Below are 26713 nucleotides of genomic sequence, written 5' to 3'. Positions count from 1 at the left end.
ACCATGATCAAATATCAAAGGCTAGATTTATTTCAATAACACTTGCAGCATGAGAGATTTCACAACACAATAGTCAAAATTTTTTATTATTTAAATTATGTCTACAACACTTGATATATTGGGTGGAATCACCGCCGAAGAGTTTTTGCATGAATACTGGCAAAAAAAACCACTTCTGGTCCGTGGTGCATTACCTGAAGTGATCAATCTTCTTGAACCTGAAGATATGATGGAGCTGGCACTTGAAGAACATGTGAATGCTCGTTTAATTCGGCAAAAGGATCGAGATCCTAAACAATGGAGTGTCAAATCATCACCACTAATTAAAGGCGATTTTCAAAAATTACCCAAATTATGGACATTATTAATCCAAGCTGTGGATCACTCGTCATTTGAAGTTGCTGAATTATGGAAGAAATTTCCATTTATTCCCCAATGGCGTCGTGATGATATTATGGTTTCATATGCGCCTAAAGGTGGCTCAGTGGGGCAACATTTTGACTATTATGATGTTTTTTTAGTTCAAGGTTATGGTCATCGTCGTTGGCAATTGGGGCAAATGTGTGATGCAACGACGACATTTATTGCAGATCAACCCCTTAAATTGCTTACAGATATGGACATTCATTTTGATGAGGTTTTAGCACCTGGAGATTTATTATATGTACCACCAGGCCTAGCACATTACGGTGTAGCAGAAGATGAATGTTTAACGTTTTCTTTTGGTTTCCGTATGCCGAATATCGCAGAAATGATGGATCGCGTCAGTGATACATTTGCTGATCTTACTGAACTTAAAAAACCACTATCAGATCTTCTACGTCAGCATGTTACTGCAGTGGGAGAAGTTTCTAATACTGAGTTAAGTGATTTAAAATCAGCATTATTACAGCAGTTACAAGATTCTGCATTATTAGATGATGCTTTAATGCGTTTAATTTCGGAAGCAAAATACCCTGAAAATCTTCCTGAAAGTGTAGATATTACAAGAGATGACTTACTCGCTGCACAACAAGAAGGCTATCAAATTATATTAGAGCCAGCTTCTCGCCTGCTCTATACACAGCAAAATGATGATGTTCTTTTTTGGGCTAATGGTGAACAAATTTGTATCTCTACACGCTTTGCACCATTATTAAAGCAGCTTGCAGATGGCCAATGTATTGAGCTTAATGAAAATTTAGATCATCCAGACATTCTAGAAGATCTTGCTCAACTAATTAATGAAGCCATTTTAATGCTGGTACCACTCGACACAACGTTGTCTTAAGCGATTAAGTCCCATATTTTTATCAAAATATATTGACTATTCAGCCATCACTGCTGGCTTTTTATCAGATAAAATATATCGTCATAGTACGGTATATTTTATCTCTTATACATTTTATATCTGCAAAGCAAATAAGTGATCAATACTCCATAAAACAGTAAATTGATCTCAATAAACAATCACTACATATTCCAGTATTAAACCTTTGCAAAGCCATCATTGCTTATTTTTATAGTCAACTTTGAAGCACGATAGTCACACCTATTCAATTTAACAATACGATGCATCAACGACATTTTGACAAATCGATACTTAAACTTTCCATATAAAAAATGCACTGTTACTTCAATAAATCTAAATCGTTTGGGGACGCTATTCGTGGCGAGTTTATCACAAAGCATACGGCATAAGTTTTTAAATACTTTTTTTTCACGCTATTCAATTTGGTTTTTGAGTATTTTCATTTTAGTAGCTATCTTTTGGTTACGTTTAAACTATGATACGCATTATATTTATTATTTCATTTCAGAAAAATTACTGAATGTCTTATGGTTAATCTCTGCCCTACTCAGCCTGCTTGGCCTATATGATATTTTACAAAACAAGCACTCTATTCTAAAAAATTATCCGATTATGGGACATTTTAGATTTTTATTTGAAGATTTTCGACCTGAAATTCGTCAATATTTTATTGAAGCTGATCAAGATGCCTTACCTTTTTCTCGTATGCAACGAAGTTTAGTCTATCAGCGTGCAAAAAATGAAAGCTCAGATAAACCTTTTGGCTCTATTGTCGATGTTTATCAAGATGATTATCGTTTTTTAATGCATTCAATGACGCCTAGTAAACTGGCAGATCCAGCCACTTTTAGAATTACAATTGGTAATGAGCAATGTTCACAACCTTATAATGCATCTATTATGAATATTTCAGCAATGAGTTTTGGCAGTTTAAGTGCCAATGCTATTCTTGCTTTAAATAAAGGTGCCAAACTGGGAAATTTTTATCATGATACGGGTGAAGGAAGCATTAGTCCTTATCATTTAGAATATGGTGGTGACATTGTATGGGAAATTGCCAGTGGTTATTTTGGTTGTCGTACCTCAGAGGGTAAGTTTGATCCAGAAAAGTTTGCTGAACAGGCCAAATTACCTCAAGTTAAAATGATCGAAATTAAACTCTCTCAAGGTGCTAAACCAGGACATGGTGGCATTTTACCTAAAGATAAGATTTCAGCAGAAATTGCAAAAATTCGGGGTGTCAGTCAAGATGAAGACTGTATTTCTCCATCTAATCATTCGGCATTTCATACACCATTAGAATTCATGTCTTTTATTCAACAGTTAAGAGAACTTTCTCTGGGTAAACCTGTTGGATTTAAGCTTTGCCTTGGTCAACCATGGCAATTTATGGGCATTGTCAAAGCCATGCTCGACACTCAAATTTATCCAGATTTTATTGTGGTTGATGGATCAGAAGGTGGAACAGGTGCTGCACCCGTTGAATTAATTGATAATGTAGGTACACCATTACGTGAAGGATTACACTTTATACATAACACATTAGTCGGTGCTGGAATTAGGGATAAAATCAAAATTGGTGCTAGTGGTAAAATTGTCAGTGCGTTCGATATTTCAAGCACCATGGCTATCGGTGCCGACTGGATCAATTCAGCACGTGGCTTTATGTTCGCTATTGGATGTATTCAAGCACAAAGTTGTCAAACCAATCAATGCCCAGTCGGTGTCGCAACTCAAGATAAAGAACGTCAAAAAGCACTACACGTACCCACTAAGGCAGAGCGAGTCTATCATTTTCATAAAAATACCCTGCATGCTTTGGCAGAAATGCTCGCTGCTGCTGGTTTAGAACATCCTCAAGATATTAAAGCACATCACTTAGCACAGCGTATTAATGATCGCGAGATTAAAAATTATGCACAGTTACATTTCTTTCTTACCGAAGGTGAATTGTTAAGCTATGACCCAGAACAGCCACAGGACAACTTCTATTATCGAATGTGGCAATTGGCATCTGCACAACACTTTTAATATTGTGATGATTAATTTACACCACTTGTTATATTAATAATATTTAGGCCAAAAAAATGAGCATCCTCAGATGCTCATTTTTATTTGTATGCCGTATGAGACTATTTTAACAATTGTTCGATTAACGTTCTGTCAATGCATTGGATTTAGCTTTTAAGATAGGTTTCATCAAATAAGACAATACCGTTTTTTTGCCTGTCATGATATCTAGTTGAACCGTCATACCTGGAATTACCGATAACCCTTTACCAAAAGATGGCTGCTTAGTAACAGCACGAACTAAATAATAGGTATTATCTTTATCATCGGTAATGGTATCTGGACTAATATGAGTTACGGTTGCATCCATCCCCCCATAAATCGAGAAGTCATATGCATTAAATTTTACCACTGCTGGCAATCCAGGACGAATAAATGCAATATCTTTAGGTGATACTTTTGCTTCAACAATCATTTGTCCATCTAATGGCACAATTTCAGCAACTTGATCACCTGGTTTAACCACACCACCTAAGGTATTAAAATGAATACGCTGTACAATACCATTTGCTGGTGCACGAATATCCGCTGTTTTAACGCGATCGGCAACACCGGATACGCTACCTTTTAAGCTGACCAATTGTGCCTGAGCTTCTGCAAGCTCATTACGCCACTGGTTTTTTAAAGTCACAACACCTTCTGATGTACGTGATCGTGCTTCTCCTACTGAAGCATTCATCGCTCTTAAATTTGCCGCAGCCTGTTTACGTTCACCATCAGCATTCGATACATCACGTTCTAAACGTAAAATATCCATTTCAGATACTGCACCAGTATTTAATAATGGACGAGTTGTATTTAACTCTCGTACCGCCATTTGATAGGCACGCTCTGCTTGTGCTAAGGCAGCACTGGCACGTTGTGACTCTTGTTGACGCTGAGATACAGAACCTTGATTGGTCATGGTTCGTGCACTAAGCTCACGCATGCTTTCGCTATAATACTGACTTTCTTGTGATAAAATATTGGCCGCTTCACTTGTAGATACGCCTGCAGGAATTGGACTCGCAGCATAAGCTGTACCATTTACCTGCGCAGTTAAGCGTTTCACTTTGGTTTCTAAGGCAAATATTTTTGCTGTCACTTCATTTAAATTAGAGCTAAAACGGGTCGGATCAATACGAACCAATAATTGTCCTTTTTTGACATGATCACCTTCTTGGACAAAGACTTTTTGAACAACGCCACCATCAACAGACTGTACCACTTGCATCTGCATGGATGGAATAACTTCTCCTTCTCCTCGGGTAATTTCATCGAGTTTAGCAAATGCAGCCCAAATAAAAAGAATTAAACAAATAATTGCAATAGTGTAAAGAATACCTTTCGCTTGCAATGGTTTCTGTGAACCAGTCACCTCTTTTACTTGTTGTTGCCAATCCTGAGGTGATGCTGCTTTATACTTTTCACCCCAAGGTCTAAACAGTTTATTACCCAATAACTTTTCAGACTTTTCAATATTGTCACCAATACTATTAAACAGCTTTTCGCGCTTTGTTTTATCTTGATCTTGACTCACGATGCCACCTCAACAGTCTGTTTTTTAGAAAAGAATGTATCTAGAACCTGCTGTTTTGGACCATCTGCAACGATTCGCCCTGAATCTAAAATAATAATACGATCAACAAGTTGTAACAGTTCAGGCTTATGGGTAACCAACAATAGAGTATGATGAGGTGTCATGTAATTTTTTAATGATTTAATCACATGATTCTCCATATTTACATCCATCGCACTGGTTGGCTCATCAAAGATCAGAATATGTGCCTGTTGAGCAATCGCACGTGCAATTGCAACCGCTTGACGCTGACCACCAGATAATTTTCGTCCCCCTTCACCGACTTGCATCGATAATCCATCTTCTTGATCTTTTAGAATTCGGTTTAATCCAGATATCATCAAACTTTGCTCTAGGCCAGCTCGATTAATATGTGGATTAGCCAAGGTAATGTTAGACAACAGCGTACCATTCAATAATTGGATATCTTGAGGAATATAACCAACTTGACTACGTAATTCGTTAGGGTCAATCTGCGCTAAATTACTTTGGTCAATATAAACAGCACCTTCAGTGGGACGATATAAAGACAGTAACACTTTTTCAATGGTACTTTTACCAGAACCAATTTTACCGAGAATAGCCACCTTTTCGCCCGCTTTAATACTGAATGAAACATTATTTAAAGCATCTTTCGTTTCATTAGGATATTTCAAAGATACATTTTTAAATTCAATATGACCTTGTAAATTCGGATGGCTGACCCAGCCTTTTGTGATATCGCGTTCCTGCTCTGCATCCACCACTTGATTCAGTTGTTGTAAAGAACTAGACGCTTGATAATACTGGGTTAAAAGATTAGCAAGTTGTGAAATTGGTGCTAAAGCACGTTTGGATAACATATAACAAGCAATTAAGGCACCTTGTGATAAGTTACCGTTGACAATTTGATATACCCCGATCAAGATAATTAAAACACCTGCAGTTTGTTGAATCCAAGCCGCAACTTGGCCAACCGATCCGCCTGAAAATCTTAATTTTGACGAGTAATGAATCACAAAACCAGACGTACGTTCCCAAACGCTTTGCATTCGTGTTGCAGCATTAAAACTCTTAATTGTTTCTTGTGAGTTTAACATTTCCACCAAAAACGCTTGACGTTGTTGTGATGCTTCAGTCATCGATTCAGACAATGTTTTAAGTCGAATATGTGTGGAAAGTGCGTAAAGAACAATTGCTACTGCGGCAATAATTAATGGAATTAAAAAGACCCAATTAATAAAGCCGATCACAATTAAAAATACAACAAAGAACGGTAAGTCAATCACAGAAATCAATGTCATTGAACTGGTAAAAGAACGAATAGATTCATAAGATTGAATACTTGATGCCATAGCACCAATCGACTGAGTATTGGTTTCTAGACGTTTACCTAACACGCGCTCCATAATAAATGCTGATAATTTGGTATCTGCACGATTGGCTGCCAAGTCTACAAAATAACTTCGCACCAATTTAAGCAGCACTTCAGCACTAATGATAATCATAATACCAATGACCAATACCCATAAGGTATCAATTGCATGGTTGGGCACTACACGATCGTAGACATTCATAATAAACAAAGGCAAACATAGCGCAAAAATGTTAATCATGAATGCTGCTAATAAAATGTCTTTGTAAATCGTACGATGCTGATGTATCACATCCCAAAACCAATGCTTATTGGTTTTTTGTGTTTTAATATTGGAATCAATCACCAGTTGACGCTGTTTTAGATAAATCACTGTACCCAAATATTGTTCAGCCAATTGAGACAATTCGATTTCAGTCACAGTATCACTGACTTCTGGAAAACAGACTGTTGCCATCTGTTTAGAAAAGTCTAATTTATATAAAATACATGCGGAATTATTTTTTAATAATAAAATCGCAGGCAACAAAAAAACATTAACTTGATTTAAGCTTTGAACAACTAAATTACTGCTTAATCCTGCATTCTCTGCAGCTCGATTAAAATACGCAGGGATTAAACGACCATTGGGGAGAGGTAAACCTGAAAGTATTCCGTCTTGAGTAAGATGAATTTGATTATCTTTAGCAACCCGGATTAAACATGCGACTAAGGGATCAAAAAGTTTATTTGTTGCCACAATTACACCTAAGCGAAAAGGAGAGTTTGCTCATCCCGAGCAAAACTCTCAAAATTTTAGGAATGACCCTAAAAACCTTTAATGTCAATATTAAAGGTGAAACCTAAACCATGAATGACTTGACTTAACTAGCACATACCTTTGCAGTATCTAATTCATGATCAGTAATATCGGAAGTGGTAGGAAGGTTATCGCGCTGCACACCCAGTGCTGGTAATAATTTACCAGTGCTATAAAGAATTTGCAGTTGTGCTTTCATTAACTCATATTGTGCAGCCGCATAACTACGATTCGATTGAAATGCTTCATTTTCTGAATCAAGAACATCCAACAAGCTACGACGACCAATATCGAATTGATCATTATATGCTTTCACAACAGCAGCAGACTCATCACGATGACGTTGTAGCCATTGCATTTGTGATTCTAGGTTATTAACATTATTAAATGCTGTCGACACTGATTTACGTAGATCTAAACACATTTGATTTTTGGTATCTTGTGCTTTTAATACACGCGCATTGGCAGAATTATAAGCCGCTTTATCTGCACCACCATTAAATAAATTATAGTTTAAACGTAATTCAACAATACTGTCTCGCCCATGTTCACGTTCGTCATTCCATGAATCAAAACTATTACGGTTTTTATAGTATCCTGTACGCGCAACAAAAGCCAAATTCGGATAAAAATTCGATTTTTGCTCTTGAACATTCGCTTGCGCATATTCAACATTGCTCAATGCTGCACGTAAGCTATAATTATGCTGGTAAGTTGCATCAATTAACCCATCCAATGATGCTGGAATATCAGTATCTAATACAACCGGATCCAACTCTTTAGGTTCATAACCAACAATACTAATAAAGCGATACAATACATCATTTAAGTTGGATTGCTCTGTCATTAAGTTGGTTTGTGCTAAAGATAAACGGCCTGAGATTTGTGATAAATCTGCACGGTTACCTACACCTTGTTGTGCACGTTGCTGAATTTGATTGTATACACGCTGGTGATTGTCAAAGTTAGCTTGTGCTAAACGAACTAATTCACGATAGCGTAAAACATCAATATAGGCCTGTGATGCTTCTAATGCTTTACGTTCCACAGCATCATTCAGTTCATAATAACTTTTTAATGCAGCAAAATCACCTTGTTGAACACGGCTTTTCACACGGAAGCCATCAAATAACATTTGGGTAAATGTTAACTCAGTTTGTCCCTGATTGAACCAACCACGTTGGTCAAATTCACGATCTTCTTGACCATAAATCACATTAAAATCAAGTTTTGGTAAATAGCCTGCTTTGGCTTGCTTTTGATTCGAGGTTGCTTCAACAAAATTATACCATTGAGCTTGCACTTCCGGATTTTTTTCAATTGCTGTTTTAGCAACTGATTTTAAATCTTCAGCGGATACTTGACTCGTTACATAAGTCAATAATAATGCAAGGGTAGATTTTGTTAGGATACTAAACTTCACAGGGTTTCCTTAATTCTTCAATACAAGATACATAGAAATAATCAACTTTTGCACCGGAGTACTTGACCAAAGTCTTTTCTGTTAGTGCATTAAAACCACAGGATAATTGACATCATCCTGTGGGTTACCACCTGAAACTTAATTATCTGCTTTGAAGTCATCAGACTTCATCAGACCTTCAATATTTGACCAGTCATTATTTTCAACAATAATGGTGACCGAATTCGAATCTTTGCCAATCACCAACTCAGCATCTTCACCGTTTTGTGTATAAGACATAAAATCGCTCAATGGACGTTCACCATCCCAACCCAGTTGATCCAATAATCGACTTACATCAAGCTGATCTTCATCTGGATTGAAATCCTGAACTCGGGTGACCATATCTTCATCAGGTACAGTATCCCAAATAAAGTAGTCCTGACCTGTATGGCCTTGTAAAATTCCATCAGTATCAGATGCAAAATGCGTCTGTGATGTGTTGGTGGTATCCTGATCATCATCCAGTAACATCAGGCTTGCTGTTGCTGTTTCAGCAACTCCACTAACTTGGAATTTAAAGTCAGCATCTTTAGTTGCACTATTTTCACTGACTTTATTGCCATTTAGATCAACTTCATAAGTATAAGCCTCTGCCTTAATGATCAATTGGCCATTGGTATTCTTGTGTACAATTTCCAGTTGATCTAGCTCAGTCTGTGTTAAGCCAGTAATGGTATATTGATACACACCATTGTTATCCTGGATTAACGTAATACGATCAGCACTAATTTCAACACCATTGGCAATAAAGATTGCCGCTGGATCCGTAAAGCCTTTTAGGATTAAATCCGTTACCTCAGTATGTTGATCTTTTGCTGTAGAGTTCGTTGCTGCAGAAGGATCACGCATACCAATATTTAAGTTTAATACAGTAGAGATTGAACCTTTCTCATTAAAACTATACGTCGGTACAAAGTCTTGAATACCATCAGCAACAGGTTTCACCACTAAATCAAATTCATATTCTGAAGTTGTTGGTTTTAATGTTGTTTCACCTGTTGAAACAGTCAATTTAATATCATCTAGTGTGCCACTCCAGTTTGCAGGTGGTTTAATCGAGATATATTTTGGTAATTCATTAGCTGTAATTGGTAATGACCAAACTCCTTCTCCAGCATTGACAGCCATTTTGGCACTCGCTTCATCCTCGCCATAATAGATAATAAAGCCAGCCGGAATGTTTTGTAACACAGCGGAATATAATACTTCACCCGTTTGATGAGGCATGTTTTCAAACTTGGCAAAATTCAATTGAATACTGCCACTCGCCAAACGACCAGTACCATCTTGCTCGTTACCTTGAGCAATAACTTCAAGTACAGGAATATTATTCACTGGTTTAATGACCAATTGGCCTTGACCATCAGAAATAACAACCTGAGTTGAGCCATTTGAGCTTAATGCATTTTCCTGATTTTGTACCCAAGCATTGAGTTCAAAGTTACCTTTAACACCGTGAGATTGCCCATCCAACTGATATTGCAAATTGATTGCTGTATTTGGTTCAACACCTTCAACCACATAAACCAGTTGCCCATCTGTCAAACCAAGATCAATACCAAGTTGTTTTAGCTCAGCAGCAGTAAGACTCTTCACCACTTGACCATTGCTATAGGTCAACGTCCCCGAAACATCACTAGCTACGGTAAAATACATTTTACCATCTACAATCTTCCAGTCACCTGATTGATCTGCTGCATTAGATACAGTGATCGCAATCGGAATGATCGCTTGACTATCTTCAATGGTTTCGCCAGCGCTGATGCTGATTTCAGCTTTATCTGTTGCCGGTAAAATCGTTACATCCGAACTTCCTGAAGCACTTCCTGAAGCTCCAGTGGCATAATTAGTCAAAGAAATAGAAATATCTAATTCTGGAATCTTGTTCAGATTATTGGCATTACTGTTTTGATTTAATCCTGTATTGACCTGAATTTGCTGTAATGCTTTTGCCAACTCTGCATCAATATTAGACTCAGTTACACCACTCACCACTTTATACCATATGGTGACAGTTTGGCCATTTTCAATGGCTTGTTTCGATTCCATTCCTTCTAAAACAATGCCATCGCCTGGTTCAGTACGAACTGTAATAACCATGTCCAATTCAGTACTAGTACCAAAATCAATTTCTTTTACATCAACCAACTGATCTAAACTAAATTTGATATCTTCTGTGGCAATATAGTCTTTAACATCAATTTCAAGACTCGGCGGCACAACATCTTCACCTTCTTGACCAGAGAAATCAGTACTCAACTCCCATGTCACACTGGCTTTTTTCACTTCACCTTCAGACTTATCTTGGGTAAAGACATCAATGGTAATTGGATGATTTTTTAAATCACCTGGTGCATATTCGGTCATTTTAAAGGTAATGTCTTGTTTAAGCATTCCAGTAAAATCACCCTTAGCTTCGAGCATCCATTTGCCTTCACCTAAATAATACGCACCTTTAACAATAATCCCTTCAGGAACATTATTAATCATATAATAATTAATATGCTCACCACCTTCACTTACAGTAAAGTCATAATCCTGTTCATTTTCTCGTGTACTATCTGCTGCCTTTTTAGAAGACTCATCTACAACCTGAGAAATATCTAAAGAAACAGTAATCTCTTGATTGTTTTTGACAGCCTCAAAGCCCGTTTGCCCCAATTGTCCTTCAATGGCATTAATCGTCAACAATACATCATCTGTCACAGGTTTAAAGTTAAGTTGATGCTCAATAGTCTCTGCTTTTGACCAATCTAAGCTATCAGTTTGACCAGAGTATTTAGTGACAACTTCACCTTTGTCATTGATATAGCTATCTTTAGCAACATATTCAATATCAATGACTTTTTCACCACTAAAATTGGCTGGCCCACGTACATAGACTGCATCATCTGCATTCAGATAAATATAACCGTCTGCATTTGCAACCAGCTTTTCTGTACCTGCTGCATCTTTATACAGAATAATATTTTGATCCGTTAATTGCTGTGCCAAAATACGAATCGCCACAATCTCTTCATTGCTTTGATCGCCATTCTGATAAACTTTAGAAAGATTCAATTGGCCAAGTTTACCATCTACTTCATCTTCCCAAACATTGGATGACGTTGCCAAGGTCACTTCTGGTGAAGGATTAACAGTGAAGTTGACTTCCTGCTTAGGAAAGAGTGCCGAACTACCATCATTCTCCGTAACAACAGGTTGTACAATAAAGCTTTGTTCACCACTATAGTTAACAGGCAACTTGATACTGACTTTAGCGATATCATCCTGACTAATCAGCCAGATACGATTTTCCCCGTCACCACCTAATAAGGTTACCACAGGCTTACCTTGTGCATCCACCAAATCAAAGCCTTCTGGTAAGCCAGTAATACGTAAACTCACCGTTTCAGAATGATCATGTGGTGTGCTTGTTAACTCACCCGATTGAATATTTTTGATAAATTCAGCCAAATCAATCATATTGGCTTGATTTGTAGATGATGCAGTATTTTCAGTAACACCATGCTTATCTAAAGTATTTTCATCCCAAACCAGATCCGAGTTAAGATCTACAATTGGCGTATCAGGTACACCAATCACGGAGATATCAATTGGTAAAGTAGTTTCTTCACCAATTGAAGTAAAGCCATTGGATTTATCTACAGTCTGTGCAGTAACTTTAAGTTCAGTATTATCACCATTGGTATTGCTATTGAGCGGTGGCGTATAAATTGGCTTGATGGCACCGGTACTCATATCTTTTAAGCTTAAATTAAAAGTACCATCTGTCGACTGAGTCAATTCATATTTATCGCCCACCTTCCATGTCGTCGGATCTGTTGTATTAAAAACATGACCATCTAGCTCAATTTTAGAACCATCAGGTAAGCCTTTAATATTAATTTCAAACTTTTCCTTCGCATCAGTAGATTGAGTACGAATAAATAATTCTTTACTTGAGTCTTCATTCATCACGACACGTTGATTAACTTGTAAGGTTACATCACTTGCCGTCGGTAATACCACAATATTGGTTAACCAAGCTGTGCCACTTACTGCATAAACTTTTGAGCCATCATCTTCATCGGTATCAACGGTTAAAGCTTCAACTTTAATAGCAAATAAACCATCATTATAAATATCTGGAATATTGACACGTACATGATCTAAATACTCCATTGGCACCGCAACATGGCCATTGATTACATCTGCTGGCTGCCAAGTAATACCACCGTCTTTAGAGTACTCAAATGTTGCATTGACCTGTGTCGCTTTATCTCCGGTAAATCCAGTTAGTTTGGCATAGGTTTGTTCTTTATGGCCTGTGACATCAGTTGGAAGCGCTTGACCATCTTGGTTAAACCAGCCCTGTTTGAGATCAAAATTATCTTGATTGATCTCAAATGGTTGTCCCTCAAATGCAAATGGATTATTTTTCAGGAACGTATTCAACGAGATACTATTTGGTGGATAGATCGTATTTGAATCATAATTCGCAATTGAACGGTCGTAAACAAAATCCAAACTTTGATTTAAATCAACAGCATAAGAATAAACATGATCACCATTCATGGTTAAATCGGCTGTTTTATCCCCATTTGCGGTATTTTTATCATGGTTACCATCTGTCGCTGCCCCATCGGTATCTGTTGGTTTCCAATGGCTACTGTCGTTTCCAGTCGTTCCTTCAATCTGTTCTAAACGCTCGGCTTCAGGTGTCACTTTGATATCTAAGTCCAAAATTTTCTCTACAGTATCGGAAGATACTTTACCTGTAGCATCTGTTTTAGTATCCGTAGTGGTGACCGTCACTTTCAGATCATTTAAATCCTTACTGCTATGCGCCGGTGGCAAAATTTTAAATTGACTTAAAATCGCCTCACGTTCCGCTTCAGTTAGACTATCATCAAAATGAATGACGTATTTACCCGTAATTCCATCGCCTTGAACACTCCAGCCTGTTGAAAGATCTGGGGCAATTACTTTCCAATTGTCTGGAATAGTAAAGCTAACCTGATTAATCACCTCACTATTTTTACTGGTTGCTGTGACTGAATTTTGATTTTTATCAGTCACTTTCAAACCTGCTAAGAAAGCAACGGCTGTATCTTCTAGCGTTGAAACATTAGATATCGTGATATCACCTGCCACAGGCTTAACTTCAAGATTAATGATCACGGAGTTATCCGTTAAATTTTTCTCAGCAATAGGGTCACCACATGCTGCTTTATCACTATCGGTATCTTGAGTATTAATGGTGACTTTAATGCCATTAATATTTTGACTTTGGTTTTGTGCACCTGCAATTTTAATATCCGGGAAGCTACTTTCATGACCAGTTTGACCAGCTAATCCTGAATTAGCAAGAATAATGAGTGGTTCTCCTCCTACTGGTAAGTCATGCCATTTTCCATTATAAAAAACACGAATATCGCCACCAGAATCTAGTGGATTTTCAATCTTAATCGAACGCTGCTCACTACCATCCAAATCATTAAAGTTAATATTGGTAATATCTTTAAGATTAAAACTATAGTCCTCATTGATCGTGACGGTTGCTTTAGGAATTGCTTTCGTTGCATCGTAACTAACCGTATAACTATGATCTTGATTAGCTTGATTATTTTGGTTGCCTGAAACAAAATCAGCCGCTTTTATGGTGACTGCTGTATCAAAGGTTAATGCAGCATTATCGGTTACAGCTTGTACGGTGACTTTAACGGTTTCGGAATTGGTTGCACCGATACCTGGTTTATCATCAGCCAAGTTATTTGGTGTTGAACCCACGCCTATAGCATTTTTATCAATACGACCGTCTGCATCCACCTCATAGCTGGTCACTGTCACTTTAACTTCAAAGTTTTCATGACGGTTTTCACCTGGCTGAGCTTGGATTTTCTCATACTGTTCAACCGTTAAATAATTGACATTTGATTGATCAAGTTTAATATCCGTAGTGTGTGAAGCATGTAATGTACCATCCGCATTAACCAAGACAATGGTATATTTACCATTCGCATTGAGTTTTAATGGTTGCCCATTACCATCAACTAAAATCGCACCAGTATTTTTCCCGCCATCACCTAATGTAACGGTTGTTGTACCAGCACCTGATAATGTTAATGTGATTGCACCTAAACGTTCAGGTTGATCTCCTGCTGTAACACCATTTTGATCCACATTATCTGAAACTTGAGGTGTTTTTAAACCTAATTTCAGTGTTGTATCTTCTGGTGTACATAGAATTTCTTTAGTATTGGTCGTTAATTTTGGTGGATCATTTGAAATCGGATTGACCACCACTTCAACGGTATGCTGTACTTGAGTACCATCATCTTTAGTCGTGGTATAAGTAAAGCTATCTGTTCCACTAAAGTTAGGATTTGGTTTATAGGTAATGGTACCATTTGGATTAACCATAGCTTCGCCATGTGGGGTTTTTACCCAATTATTATGAGAAACTTTACCGTCAATTTGCGTATTTGTGCCTGTTGCATCAGCATTGGTATTGATTGTATTGGTTGGTTTTCCGCCATTTGGAATATATAAGTCTTCATTGACTTCCATTTTCTGAACAAGCTTTGGATCTGGATTATCATCCTTCACCACCACATTAAATGAACCTGTAACACTATCACCATCTGCATCCGTAATTTTAATTGAATCAAATGGTAAATTAAGCTCAGTTAATGCATCGTGATCAAAAGCACCTTTTAAAGTAAATTGATATTCAACATTACCATTAGCGTTAATGAGAAGATTAACTTCAAATAAAACCTTATCACCATCTTTAGCAATTAACGTATGCATATCATTAGCAAAGCTAATGGTTAATTTATTTGGATTAAAGCTATTATTTGACCACTTCATTAATTCAGCTTTAGTTTGCTCAGTAAACTGGGCATCTTTTTGTGAACCATTATCCGCACCCCATTTAACGTCTAAAGTACCTGTTACTGTCGTCTGGGTGGAATCTGTGGCACTTCCCAATGGTAAATATTTTTCATCAAGAACAATAGTTTCACCATTTTTAACCAAAATCGGACTATCATCTTCTACCGTAACAGTAATATTGCCATTCGCGGTTGCACCATGCTCATCTTTGACTTGATATGGCACATCAAATTTTAACGTGTCTTCAACAGAAGTATCTACATGATCGACTGGTGCATGCAAAGTCACATTGTATTCACCAGTTTTGGCATCCAATGTAATGGTAATAACATCTTTACCATTGGCTTGACCAGTGATTTTATTTGGTGAATTCTTATCAAAGATCCACACCACTGGATCACCATTACTGGTTAATCCTTTAGGCCCTAGATCTACAAAGTTGTTTGGCACACCGGTAAATTGATAAGTTAACTCCGCATCACGATCAACATCTGTGACATTGATGTAACCCGTAAATACTGCACTATTGGTGGTATCCGTATTACCATCCGCATCTGGATTAGCATCGGTGAAACCCTCTTCAGACACCACTGCTTTGGCATCCGTATTAATCACAGGCGCATCATTTTGACCGGTAATGCTAATGGTTAATTTAGCATCGCTTTGATCACCATCCGCATCACGCATGCTGTAAGCAAATTCTTCAGTCACCACCTGATCTTTAGACAATGCCTGCACTTCTGGCTTGCTATTGTCTAAGGTGTAGGTGTAGCTGCCATCTGCATGAATGGTTAAGCTACCGTATTTACCTACGACCGTCACTTCACCATTGAATAATGCGGTATTACCCACATGCGTCACTTGGCCATGACCATCTGCACCCACCTGATCATTATCCAGCACATTACCGCTGACAGGTGCTGCATCTTCAACAATACGATTCGCATCATCACGTGCAATTGGACTGTCATCTTCTACAGTCACCTTAATCACACCATTTGCAGTGGCATCATGCTCATCTTTGACTTGATATGGCACATCAAATTTTAACGTGTCTTCAACAGAAGTATCTACATGATCGACTGGTGCATGCAAAGTCACATGGTCGGAAAATAGTGACGCTTTGAATATTCCACTCAATAGCAAGATTCAAGTTTTACTTAATCGCCACTTATCATCCACTGGTCCAATAGATGGAAAACGCGGCTTAAATACAATTAAAGCGATTTCGTCATTTCAAATTATGAATGGCTTAAATCCAACTGGTATTATGGATGAAACCATATGGAATCTACTCAATAAAAACACAAAAGATCCTGTCTTTATTGAGTATCAACTGACGGCGCAAGATCTAAAATATTCATTTATCAGCAATATTCCGCTGGATTATGCAGATCAGGCAAAAATGAAAAATCTAAACTATGTTCGTATGTCTGAAATGCTTGCAGAACGTTTTGGAATGGATGAATTTTTTTTACAACAATTAAATCCTAAGCATAAGTTTGATACCGTTGGGGAAAAAATTATTGTGGCCAACATCCAGCGCAAACCAATACAAGATATACAGTCTATCGTGGCTCATAAAGGGATGAAACAGTTATTTCTTTTTAATTCAAAGCGTAAGTTAGTGGCTGCTTTCCCTGTTACAATTGGCAGTGAAGAAAATCCATCCCCAAGTGGAACACACAAAATAACTTCGATTGTGCATAATCCTTATTATAGTTATAGTCCCAAAAATTTCATCCAAGGCAATAACTTAAAACCATTATCACTACCACCAGGCCCTAACAATCCAGTTGGTAATGTATGGATTGGATTATCTAAGCCATCTTTTGGTATCCACGGCTCACCTTCACCTTCTTTAATTTCTAAATCATCCTCACATGGCTGTATTCGACTAACCAACTGGGATGTACAATACTTATCCAGAATACTCGCCATAGGAACCTCTATTCAGTTTATTGAATAATTTCATCACATACTTTTTAGCCCATCACACCATTAACACTGCGATGGGCTTATTTTAATAAGGACACACACTTAAAATTTCCAGTTTATTTTAATAATTACAATCCACGCTTCTCAACAACTACAGCATATTTTATAAATAAAAACATGTATAATCATGAACGAATCATCTTTTAACTCACCAGATATGCTGCAAATCATTCAAAAACAACTCGATGAAAGTGTACAATGCCCACTGTGCCGTGCATCAATGTATTGGGTAGAAGCAGAACAATACGATATACCAGTACACTTTCACGAATGCAGTCATTGTAAACACCAAATTTACGCAGAAAATCAATATAATTGCCACTGTGAACAGTGCACATCAAAAAGAAAAAAGCTACTCAGAGAAACACGCTTACAAGAAACTCGCAAATCTAAACGAAGCATTTCAACAGAAATTGAACTGAGTAAATTGAGTTTTATTCATAAATTATTCTTATTAAGCCTTTTAGATGATTCCGTTCAAGAGCATACGACATATCCAGAGTTTATAGACTGGGATGTATATAAATATCAAGCGATTTCGCCAAATTATTTATATCAATCGCATTTAATGAAATCTTTAATCCATGATCATATCCTGATTTCCAAGGACCACGATAATCAATCACATCAATATTACCTAAATGTTCGTTTAGATGGTTATGGTGAACCAAGTATATTTAGCATCACCCAACAACTCAGACATTGGTTCTATAAAAATCTAACATTAGGCGTGCCATTTAAGAGTGCTGAGGAGGTTAAAGATGCTTTATATCATCTACTTTATCAAGAAATCATTCAATTTATGCAATTTTATTGCCGTATGTGGAAAATCAATATTGCAGGTAATAAGAGTTTTCAGATTTTTTGTTTTCGGCTACTGGATGTGCTGGCATTAGGTCAAATCTATTACTTAATCCAAAATGCCTTAGAATACTTATATCAACAAAAAGTATTACAACCACGTAATGAAAATTTTATCAACACCAACCTATTAAAAAAAACCTTAGCGCAATATCGTACTAAATCTTTAGCAGAAAAATGGGAAACATTTATATTACCGAGACCCTATAACTTACCACTCAGCAAAATGAGTCAAATCTTATTTTTTCACTTTCTAGGTTATGATGAAACCATTTTTGTTCAACCACTTACACGTGTATGGAAAAAAATTGAACCACGATTAAAATTTTACTCTACCAAACGCTGTATGCATTGCGGCTCAACCAACCTATCCATCGATTATGATGCGGGAAATTATGTCTCTTTATTTTGCGATGACTGCAAACATCAAGATCATTATTTCACTCAATAATATGAATTTAAATTAAGCTACTCATCAATCAAGCAACATACAACCCATGCTTATGACATGAGTATAATCATTTCCTTAGGTGAAATTTAAAACCAATATTACTGCTAAAAACATATGATTTAATGGGACAAATAATTTATGTCTAGTTCTGATTCAACACAAATCAAAATGATCACAGCTGAGGTCATAGAAGCGTGGCAAGCATTACAACAACAACATCCTCTCATCCATTGCATTACCAATACTGTTGCAGCCAATTATACAGCAAATATTTTACTGGCTGCAGGTGCTTCACCTGCGATGATTGATAATCCTTTTGAAGCAGGTCACTTTATCCATGCTGCCCATGCACTGAGTATCAATACAGGTACCCCTACCACAGAGCAAATACAAGCAATGAAAATTGCGGCAAAAGCAGCACAACAAAATCAAAAACCATGGGTACTTGATCCTGTAGGTTATAGCACAATACTGGCGTGGCGCTCACAGACCATTGATGAGCTTATAACATTACAACCTAGCGTTATTCGTGGTAATGCTTCTGAAATTTGTGCACTAGCAGGTCATCAAATTCAATCAAAAGGCGTCGATAGTACACTCAATAGTACTGATGTTTACCAACAAGCCAAAGTATTACTTCAATATTCACCATGTATTGCTATTTCAGGTGAAGCTGATTTTATTTTATCGAAAGCAATGAATAATGTAATTAAAATTAATGGTGGATCATTTTTACAACCTAAAATTACGGCAACAGGTTGTGCCTTAGGCGCCTTAATTGCAGCATATACAGCTGTTACAAATACGACCATTGCTACGATTGCAGCACATGTACACTTTTCAATTGCTGGACAATTGGCTTTTGAAAAATTTCAAACCGTGGGACATTTTAATGTGGAATTTTTAGATCAAATTTATTGTTTAAATCCAACAAAGATTGAACAATATATCAATATAGAGATTTTAGAATAAAAAAATCACTTTGCTGGTTAATATCAATACTTATCATGTGCTAGAGCGATAGCATATGATAAGTATTTGGCATTATAAAATTTAATGTTTTAAATTATACCCATAGATTAATAATGAATTTTCATTATTCACGATTAAATAGCTGTAAATGGTGCAATAACATCTGCATTTTGTGCACGATGTCGCATAAAATGATCCATGAGAACAATCGCCAGCATTGCTTCTGCAATTGGAGTCGCACGTACCCCGACACAAGGATCATGGCGACCTTTAGTTAAAACATCAACATCCTCACGGTTAATATTAATTGTTTTACCTGGCGTAGTAATTGATGCTGTTGGCTTTAAAGCAATTGCTACACGAATATCCTGTCCTGTTGAAATTCCACCTAAAATTCCACCTGCATGATTTGCTAAAAATCCATGACTGGTTAATTCATCACGCGTAAGATGACCAAACTGCTCAGCAACAGCAAAACCATCACCAATCTCCACCCCTTTCACGGCATTAATTGACATCATTGCGTGCGCAATATCGGCATCTAAACGGTCAAATACTGGCTCACCCCAGCCTACAGGTACATTTTCAGCAATAATTTCAAGTTGAGCACCACAACTTGTACCTTGTTCACGTAGCGATGTAACCAATGCTTCAAAACGTGGTACTGCTGTAGCATCACCACAAAAAAATGGATTATTTGATACTTCAGCCCAGTCCAAATGGTGTGCTTTTTCTGGACCAATTTGTGTGACATGCCCACGAATCAAAATACCAAACTGCTCTAAAAGATACTTTTTAGCAATGGCTCCCGCAGCAACACGCATGGCAGTTTCACGTGCACTTGAGCGACCACCACCACGGTAATCACGAAAACCATACTTTTGCGTATAGGTATAATCTGCATGACCCGGACGGAATGTCTGTGCAATATTGCCATAATCTTTTGATTTTTGATCTGTATTACGAATCAATAAACCAATCGAGGTTCCCGTTGTCTTGCCTTCAAATACACCAGAAATAATTTCAACAGCATCTGGTTCTTTCCGTTGTGTCGCAAATTTAGAGGTCCCCGGTTTACGGCGATCTAAATCCGTTTGTAAATCTGCTTCCGAAAGTTCAATCCCAGGAGGAACACCATCAACAATAGCCATTAAACCAACACCATGAGACTCACCGCAAGTGGTTACACGGAACAACTGACCAATACTGTTACCTGCCATAGCTTATACCTCCTTATAATTGAACAGACTGAATGAATAAATCACGGAAAGTACGACATTGTTGTGCAGTTAATGCAAAAATACCTGTACCACCTTTTTGGAATTGTAACCAATAAAAATCAATGGTATTGAAATTTTGCTTCATTGCCCATTCTGAATTACCGACTTCAATAACAATTAAACCATCTTCAGTCAAATAATCTGCTGCTTGAGCAAGCATTTTCCGCACAAGATCCAAACCATCTTGACCTGCAGCCAAAGCTAACTCTGGCTCATGATGAAACTCTTCTGGTAAATCTGCCATATCTTCAGCATCCACATAAGGTGGATTAGATACAATTAAATCATATTGATTTTCAGCTGGAATTTTGGCAAATAAATCAGATTCCAATAAGGCCAATTGATATTGTTTATGGTGATATTCCGTATTAATTTGCGCTACTTCCAACGCATCTTTAGAAATATCAGTTGCATCAATTTCTGCATCAGGGAATGCATATGCTAAAGCAATGGCAATACATGCAGAACCGGTACACATATCTAAAATACGTTGTGGTGTTTTAGGAGATGGATTTTCAGGTAAATTATTGACTGCTGCCCCCATTTTACCATTTTCATCCAAAAAGTAGGGTGCAAAGCGATTGTCAATCAATTCCGCAATTGGTGAACGTGGAATCAAAACACGTTCATCAACATAGAATGGCTTTGCGCAAAAATAAGCTAAATTCAGTAAATAAGACGTAGGTACTTTCTCATTGATACGGCGTTCTAATAAGGCTAAAAACTCAGCTTTCTCACTGGGTAACAATTTGGCTGCCAAGATTTCAGCATCAGCATTCCAATCCAATGATAAAGTTTGTAACACTAATGCTGAGCTTTCAGCAAAATAATCTTCTGTCCCTTGACCCAAGTGCGCATCGTATTGACGTAATGCCGTAACACCAAAGCGAATAAAATCGCGAATAGTAGTTAAGTTTTCAGCAGCTTCCTGTAAATGTTCAGGGCTAATAGTCGGTCGATCCACTTAAGGTCTCTCCAAAATTATTTTAAACGACTTATGATACCTTGTTTTTCTTATCATTTAGTAAGGATTTATCGCATTAGAGCAAATTTTTCTAAACGATTTAAAGCTTTTAATTTGCGAACATAATAACATTGATATATTGAAAATCATTGCACTTAAAAATATTAACTACAACGTTTTCAAAGTCATAATTTTTTTATGATTACTGCGGTTATAGCATCAGTTTCAGAGGAAAAGATTTAATCTTTTCCTTTACTGCTCACTTTTGATCATCATCATGACTGTGTAAGTAATCATATTTTATTCAGATATATCACTTTCTTTCCATACATCCTCATAATCATCACTATCGATCATAAAGCGATAACCCGTATCTAAAGCCAAATATGGTAATACTTCTGGAATAATTTCCTGTAATTCTTTAATGGTCATCGTTGAAAAAACTGCATCGCCATCTGGTAATTCACCACCATAAATATACCAACTCACATTTTCAGGACCTTCTGCAATTTTTCGAATTCCAACAATTGGCTCTTGATTGAGTGTTTGTGTTGCCACAGCCACAACATCATCACCACTCACCTCAATATAAGCAGATTCAACCTCTTCACATAACAATTTTTGTTCAGCAATCAATTCCTGAAGTGGCGATAATTTCGGACTATGTTTTGACATCTATAACGCACCATAAATAAATCTAATGGCATAAGCTTAGCCGATTTTTTTACCATACAGTGCATTTTATAAAAATAAAAGAGATAACAGGTTAAAAGGCTACCGATATACAAATCAAGCTACGAATAGAGTTACTGTCAGAGCCAGTATAAAAGATTAAACCAAGCAAACTATAGATGTTTATCAGTTTATTAGACCACCGATGTTATAAGACTGGCGAGATTATTCTATTTTTATATTTAAGTTAAAAATAAGCCAGTCTATGTTGTACTGGCATATTTTTATATATTGCTCCAGCTATGATCGAACAATAATCAAATTTTGGCTTCTATTACTTGTGTAGATATTTTATCTTTCCATAAATTACGTAATATTGGTAAATAAAATTTTTCACCTACCTCTATCAATTCAGCATCAATACGTGCATGGATTTCATGCATCATTAAATAATCTAACTCAATACTTTTAAGTTGAGCATGTGCCTTTGCAAATTGCTTACGTTGCATTTGTGCAGAAACAACAATTTGATCTGCAAATGATTTATCCTTAAACTTTACAACCGTGGCTAAACGTAACTCTATTACTCCCCAACCTGTTAATAAAAGTTGAAAACATTCAAAATCATGACGAGTCGATTCCCATTGCATTTCTTCTAAATTTTCATTTTCTGGTAAAACCGGAAGCAATAACTCCATAACACTAGGAAAAATCTTTTTAAAATCTAAAATAAATTTAACAGGATGCTCCCCGGGATAATCTTTAAATTGAATCGATTTCTTGGCATCTGTTAAATAAATATCGAGCATTGAAAATTTCCTAATATAAGTAACTGTTTCTAATAAATTTTTTAAAAGCCTATCAAAACTTTAGAAAAACAGTGTTTTAAAGTGTTGCGTATTTTAGCAATTATCACGCGTGAATCAACTTAAAAACAACCCCTTCTCCTTTGCGCGACGATTAACTAATCCTTGTAATCGTTTACCTCCAGCATTGACCCAGACATCAAATTGATTGGCCGCGCCTTTAATATCACCAGCATTCAATTTTTTAAGGAATGTGGAATTTTTAAATGCACCCGAGCCAATGTTGTAGGTCAGTAATACCAATGCATCAAATTGGTTTTGTGTTAATACCCCCGTGATAGCATCATTTACAGTGCACTCAAATATCTTTAAATCATTCCGTATATAAATCTTAAACCCAAATCGCAGATCAGAATTTTTCTTTAAAATCATAAGATCAATATAATTTTAGCATTGATTTTTAATATTATTAGATCAAATTAAAAATCCTTTTATCCCTGAAATAAGAGATAAGTTACAAGAGAGGTATTCTCATCATTTAATTAAATTAGTTAAATCCATTCATTTTCTTTCTCAATGTAGTTTCCTCTTGCTTTTTTTGTAAGTCATGTAAAACTTCTGGAGGTATATCCATTGCCATTTTTTTATAAAGTATTTTTGCGTAATCAATAGATGTTAAATTATTCCCTGACTTATATGTTGTAGAAGAAGCCGAAAGCTTTACAGATTTAGGAAAATCTGGAAAAAATTCATTAAAATCTTCTTTTTTTTCACTTCCATAATATGTAAATAAGCGCCACTGATTACTGTTTAAGTCTCTTATAAAAATAACATCAGCATTGGTAGTCATTTCATCCTCTAAATATGTGCTGGTTGACTGCATTGGTACTACACATACTTCACCAATACTTGATATAAAATTAGCTTTAGGTTCACTAAATGTGTAATTAACAATCTCTGCTTCTCCATTTTTAAAACTCGAAGCCATAATCAAAAGTGATGTTTTAGCTACATCTTCATCAATCCAGTAACTCTTTCCAGCATGATTTTTTTTAAATAGCCCAGAATAATCATATTGATCACCAAATGCCTTAATATCATCGTTAGTGCCATTTATTACAGCATTTATACCTTCATCTTGTATATTTTTAAAAGTTTCAAATGATTTTAGACACTGCAAGTCTGCTGAAAAAGCTTGATTTGAAAACAAAAAACCTAATAGTAACCACAATTTTTTCATAAATTCTCTTATTAGATTATCTACGCCATAATAGGATAAAAGAAAAGCCACTCGAAGATGTGTTTTAATATATCTAATATTGAATGTGAAATATTTTTCTAATTTACATCATTTTAAATTTCATTCATCTATTGTATTTAAGGTTTCAGAAAATACCTTGAGCGACCCGACTACCTAAAGCAGCAGTATCAAGACCAACACAAGGTAAATCTGTTAAAGAAAATGTAACCCAAGCAAAATCATCAATAATAAATCAATATAAGTAACAATAAAACCAGAGCTATCAATGACACAAAAACACGACAAGCCCAATACTTACCTTGATATTAAAGAGTAATGAAGACTCTGTTTTATGAATGAGTTCTTTTACCATCCTCATGTAAAAAAGACGAGATCATGTAGTTAAACCTAAAACTTATAGTATTTTAGGTTTTTTTAAGTAGAACCATAATGATCAACATATCAATTCAATCATTCTAATTAAGCCAAGAATTAAATCGATAAAATCATTGCTTAGTCAATTTACGCCATGATTGCTATCTTGATATTAATTACTTAATATTTGCTGAAACCATATTCTCTGGCTTAACTACTTGATCAAATTGGGCTTCTGTGACTAACCCCAACTCAACCGCAACTTGTTTTAAAGTTTTTCCTTCCTTGTATGCTGTTTTTGCAACTTTAGCAGCATTTTCATAGCCAATGACTGGATTTAATGCCGTCACCAACATTAATGAATCATGCAAATAATGATCAATTTTTTCAAGATTAGGTTCTATCCCCATAGCACAATGGATATTAAAACTATGACACGCATCACCTAACAATTGAATCGATTGTAATAGATTAAATGCAATCACAGGCATAAAAACATTAAGTTCAAAATTACCTGATGCTCCAGCGATACCAATCGTCGTATCGTTACCCAATACTTGAGCAACGACCATCGTCATTGCCTCACTTTGTGTAGGATTAACTTTACCAGGCATAATACTTGAACCAGGTTCATTTTCGGGGATTTTCAACTCTCCTAAACCACAGCGTGGACCACTCGCTAACCAGCGTATATCATTGGCTATTTTATTTAGACTCACTGCTAATGTTTTTAATGCGCCAGAAGCAAATACAGCAGCATCACGTCCAGCCAATGCTTCAAATTTATTAGGTGCAGTTACAAAAGGTAATCCCGTCAAAATGCTTAACTCATGTGCAACTTTTACAGCATAATCAGGATGTGCATTTAGTCCTGTACCAACTGCAGTCCCGCCTAAAGGTAATTCATAAAGCCCTGTTAATGCTTGTTCTAAACGCTTTAAACCATGATCTAACTGTGAGACATAACCACTAAATTCTTGACCTAGAGTTAGAGGAGTTGCATCTTGTAAATGTGTCCGACCAATTTTCACGATCGCTGAAAATTGTTGAGATTTTTGATTTAACGTATCGCGTAGTTGCGTTACTGCTGGGATCAATAATTCATTAATTTGTATACTTGCTGCAACATGAATAGCCGTAGGAAATGAATCATTGGTAGATTGTGCACGGTTGACATGGTCATTCGGATGTACTGGCTGCTGCGTACCTAGGGCCTGACCTAACTTTTGATTCGCGATATTAGCAATCACTTCATTACAGTTCATATTACTTTGTGTACCTGAACCTGTTTGCCAAACCACTAATGGAAATTGTGCATCCCAATTTCCAGCAATGACTTCATCTGCAGCCTGCATAATATATTGTGCAAGTTGTGGTGAAATTTGTTGTAATTCAGCATTCGTCTTCGCCGCAGCTTTTTTAACTAGCCCCATCGCACGAATCATAGCACGTGGTAACTTTTCATGACCAATTTTAAAATTTTCTAGACTACGTTGTGTTTGTGCTCCCCAGAGTACATCACTAGGTACATGGACTTCACCCATAGTGTCATGTTCAATACGTGTTTTCATATTTTACCTCTAATTGATCCTTCATTCTTGGCTTTAGCAAAGACACGATGCTATGGCTAGGCTAAAATTTTATGAGATTAATACACAATTGTAAATGATAATTGTTA

General features: G+C 36.5%; 15 protein-coding genes and 1 pseudogene. 5 read left to right on the top strand and 11 right to left on the bottom strand.

Features of this window, described 5'->3' with window-relative positions; translation table 11 throughout:
* Positions 1–97 precede the first annotated feature (97 nt).
* Together QSG86_RS11600 and QSG86_RS11595 are read left to right on the top strand one after the other, a co-directional pair.
* Complete coding sequence (locus QSG86_RS11600; RefSeq protein WP_317031634.1) at positions 98–1270, top strand: cupin domain-containing protein; 1173 nt, start codon at positions 98–100, stop codon at positions 1268–1270.
* A 378-nt stretch (positions 1271–1648) separates the two neighbouring features.
* Entirely contained in the window at positions 1649–3322 is a 1674-nt protein-coding gene (locus QSG86_RS11595) for an FMN-binding glutamate synthase family protein (RefSeq protein WP_317031633.1), read from the top strand.
* 121 nt (positions 3323–3443) lie between these two features.
* On the opposite strand, the gene QSG86_RS11590 is transcribed toward QSG86_RS11595, so the two are convergent.
* The 4 genes from QSG86_RS11590 to QSG86_RS11575 form a co-directional block, all read right to left on the bottom strand.
* On the bottom strand, positions 3444–4880 hold the full coding sequence (locus QSG86_RS11590) for an HlyD family type I secretion periplasmic adaptor subunit (protein WP_317031632.1): 1437 nt from the start codon (positions 4878–4880) through the stop codon (positions 3444–3446).
* Positions 4877–7012, bottom strand: coding sequence for a type I secretion system permease/ATPase (locus QSG86_RS11585; protein WP_317031631.1), 2136 nt, complete (start codon positions 7010–7012; stop codon positions 4877–4879). Before QSG86_RS11585 ends, QSG86_RS11590 begins: the two co-directional genes overlap by 4 nt.
* Positions 7013–7136: 124 nt before the next feature.
* Positions 7137–8495, bottom strand: coding sequence for a TolC family outer membrane protein (locus QSG86_RS11580; protein ID WP_317031630.1), 1359 nt, complete (start codon positions 8493–8495; stop codon positions 7137–7139).
* 138 nt (positions 8496–8633) lie between these two features.
* Positions 8634–16556: a VCBS domain-containing protein gene (locus tag QSG86_RS11575; RefSeq protein ID WP_317031629.1), complete on the bottom strand. Its 7923-nt coding sequence runs from the start codon at positions 16554–16556 to the stop codon at positions 8634–8636.
* On the opposite strand from QSG86_RS11575, the gene QSG86_RS11570 reads away from it, so the two are divergent.
* The 3 genes from QSG86_RS11570 to thiM all read left to right on the top strand — a co-directional run bounded on the left by QSG86_RS11570 (position 16540) and on the right by thiM (position 19698).
* Positions 16540–17385 carry a L,D-transpeptidase gene (locus tag QSG86_RS11570; RefSeq protein WP_317031628.1) on the top strand — a complete coding sequence of 282 codons (846 nt, stop codon included), beginning with the start codon at positions 16540–16542 and terminating at the stop codon, positions 17383–17385. The two genes, QSG86_RS11575 and QSG86_RS11570, sit on opposite strands and share 17 nt — an antisense overlap.
* A gap of 186 nt (positions 17386–17571) precedes the next feature.
* On the top strand, positions 17572–18726 hold the full coding sequence (locus QSG86_RS11565) for a hypothetical protein (protein WP_317032567.1): 1155 nt from the start codon (positions 17572–17574) through the stop codon (positions 18724–18726).
* Positions 18727–18864: 138 nt separating this feature from the next.
* Positions 18865–19698: a hydroxyethylthiazole kinase gene (gene thiM, locus QSG86_RS11560; RefSeq protein WP_317031627.1), complete on the top strand. Its 834-nt coding sequence runs from the start codon at positions 18865–18867 to the stop codon at positions 19696–19698.
* A 134-nt stretch (positions 19699–19832) separates the two neighbouring features.
* Here the strand turns inward: thiM and aroC are convergent, their stop codons facing one another.
* From aroC to fumC, 7 genes and pseudogenes are all read right to left on the bottom strand, one after another.
* Positions 19833–20918 (bottom strand): chorismate synthase, encoded by a 1086-nt coding sequence (gene aroC / locus QSG86_RS11555; RefSeq protein WP_317031626.1) that lies wholly within the window; start codon positions 20916–20918, stop codon positions 19833–19835.
* A 13-nt stretch (positions 20919–20931) separates the two neighbouring features.
* Complete coding sequence (gene prmB, locus QSG86_RS11550; protein WP_317031625.1) at positions 20932–21942, bottom strand: 50S ribosomal protein L3 N(5)-glutamine methyltransferase; 1011 nt, start codon at positions 21940–21942, stop codon at positions 20932–20934.
* 300 nt (positions 21943–22242) lie between these two features.
* The gene (locus QSG86_RS11545; protein ID WP_317031624.1) at positions 22243–22617 is read right to left on the bottom strand and encodes a hypothetical protein; all 375 of its coding nucleotides are present in this window, start codon (positions 22615–22617) and stop codon (positions 22243–22245) included.
* A 314-nt stretch (positions 22618–22931) separates the two neighbouring features.
* On the bottom strand, positions 22932–23423 hold the full coding sequence (locus tag QSG86_RS11540; RefSeq protein ID WP_317031623.1) for a hypothetical protein: 492 nt from the start codon (positions 23421–23423) through the stop codon (positions 22932–22934).
* Positions 23424–23537: 114 nt separating this feature from the next.
* Positions 23538–23813, bottom strand: a pseudogene (locus QSG86_RS11535) (lysozyme); the annotation flags it as partial.
* A 154-nt stretch (positions 23814–23967) separates the two neighbouring features.
* The gene (locus tag QSG86_RS11530) at positions 23968–24660 is read right to left on the bottom strand and encodes a hypothetical protein (protein WP_317031622.1); all 693 of its coding nucleotides are present in this window, start codon (positions 24658–24660) and stop codon (positions 23968–23970) included.
* Between the two features lie 551 nt (positions 24661–25211).
* A complete protein-coding gene (fumC, locus tag QSG86_RS11525) occupies positions 25212–26606 on the bottom strand; it encodes a class II fumarate hydratase (RefSeq protein ID WP_317031621.1) in 1395 nt (464 codons plus the stop codon).
* Positions 26607–26713: the final 107 nt, after the last annotated feature.

The sequence above is a fragment of the Acinetobacter sp. SAAs474 genome (assembly GCF_032823475.1).
Lineage (GTDB): Bacteria > Pseudomonadota > Gammaproteobacteria > Pseudomonadales > Moraxellaceae > Acinetobacter.
The sequence above is the reverse complement of the archived record's forward strand: the minus strand, read 5'-3'. Positions and strand labels throughout refer to the sequence as shown.